Annotated in this window: 1 protein-coding gene; it reads right to left on the bottom strand. The window is 69.3% G+C overall.

What is annotated here, in order from left to right; genetic code table 11:
- Positions 1-35: 35 nt before the first annotated feature.
- Positions 36-1535 carry an ISKra4 family transposase gene (locus U9980_RS20900; protein ID WP_322769473.1) on the bottom strand — a complete coding sequence of 500 codons (1500 nt, stop codon included), beginning with the start codon at positions 1533-1535 and terminating at the stop codon, positions 36-38.
- Positions 1536-1716: the final 181 nt, after the last annotated feature.

The following is a 1716-nucleotide window of genomic DNA, read 5'->3' as shown; positions in this document are numbered from 1 at the left end:
TGCAGTTCCCTCCAAGTGATTTGATCATTATGTGATCATGCTGCTGTGTCGAGCAGTGCGAACTTGCTGTGGTGGTTACGTTGCTGTTCTTGGTCGAGGTGGTACGCCCAGTAGGCGTCGAAGTCGCCGTTGGTGACGACGGCGCGGAGCAGGAGGACCGATTCTGCGCCTTCGAGCCCCCATCGCGCGCCGGTGATGTCCATGCGGTCTTTGATCAGGTGGCGGCAGGTGCCTTCCACGACGCCGGTCGCAATGGGCCAGCCGTTGGCGAGCGCGGTGCCGTAGCCAAGGTGGGGGGCCTTGGCTGTCAGGTAGTTGGCGGCGGTGTCAGCGCCTTTGCGTTCGGCGGCGTCGTACTGGTTGTAGGTTGCGCGGCGACGGATCCCGGCGGCGACCGCGGATGCCTTGCCGCGCAGGATCTGACGCAGCTGGGTGCGGACCCACGTCTCGGCGTCGGGATCGCCGGTCTCGAAGAACGACCAGGCCGCGGTCCAGATGTACTCGGTGACGTGGACGAAGTCCACGAGGACGTGGACGGTGACCCCGCGGCGGGCGGCCTCGGTCTGGATCGCCTCGATCTGGGTGTTGTTGCCGTCGACGAGGACGACCCAGGTCCGCTGGTGGTGCCGGTCGCGCCGCTCGGCCTCGTCGAAGCCGGCCGCGACGACGGTGGCGATGTCGTCGACGACAGAGGCGGTCAGCCATTTCCCGGTCGCCTTCGGCCCCTTCGCCCGCGCGGGTGCGGCGCTGACCTCGGCGTTCGCGCGGCCGGGGAGGGGCACGACGTCGTCGACGGTGCGCGGAGCGGGCGCGGCGTCGTGCACGACCGCGATCTCCGCCATCCGCTTGCGGTTACTCTTCTCGCCGGGCGAGAGCCGGGTCGCGAGCCGGTTCTTCTTCTGCTGGGCGGCCTTCGCGGTCGCCGGGCGCAGCCCCTCGGGGCGCATCACGACGCCTTTCCCGTCGAACTGCAGGACCAGGATGCGGCCGGCGCCGGCTACCTCCAGCGTCACCTGGGCGTAGAACGCCTCGACGTCGCAGGCCGCGGAGCGGGCCAGCTCGACGGCCTGCCGTTTGCCGACCTTCTGGCCGGTGAAACGCTCGACGGCGTCGACCGCGCCGTCGAACGAGCCGCGGGTCGCCTCGACGGCCACGTCACGGCGCAGCGTGTGCGAGTGGACCCCGGCAGGCAGGTTCAACTCCAGGTCCGCCAGGTGCAGGTTCGGCGTTTTCGGCGGTCGTGCCCGGTAGGCCAGCCGGGTGACCACGACCGGCCCGAACCGGGAGACCAGCGTGCGGCTGTGGCCCTTCTCGACCCGGGTGCGGGTGGTGCCGTCCGCGCCGACCGGCGCCGTCTGTGCCCGCCGTTCCCGCTGGGCGTAGGTGTCCAGGCACGCCTGGAGCAACGCCCGGTGTACTTCCCGGCCGCGCTCGTCGATCAGGTCCTCGACAGCGTCGGCCGTCGACCCTGCCGCGACCCTGCTCACCAGGTCCGCCTCGAGCGCGAAGTACAGCTCCCGCGACGCCGCGAACAGCCTCGCGTGCGCGGCTTCCGACTGCTCCCCGTACCCTGACACCCGGGCTCCTTCTTGTTGCGCCTCCATGGCTTAGGCACCACGGAACGTAGCGAGAAGGAGCCCTCCTATTGATCAACCCTGCCACAGCATCCGAAGGTCGCTAGATCAACAATCTCACCTCAGCGGAACTGCACCCTTC

The sequence above is a fragment of the Protofrankia sp. Cr1 genome (genome assembly GCF_963555865.1).
Lineage (GTDB): Bacteria > Actinomycetota > Actinomycetes > Frankiales > Frankiaceae > Protofrankia.
Note: the sequence above shows the minus strand (reverse complement) of the source record. Positions and strands in the feature narration are given on the sequence as shown.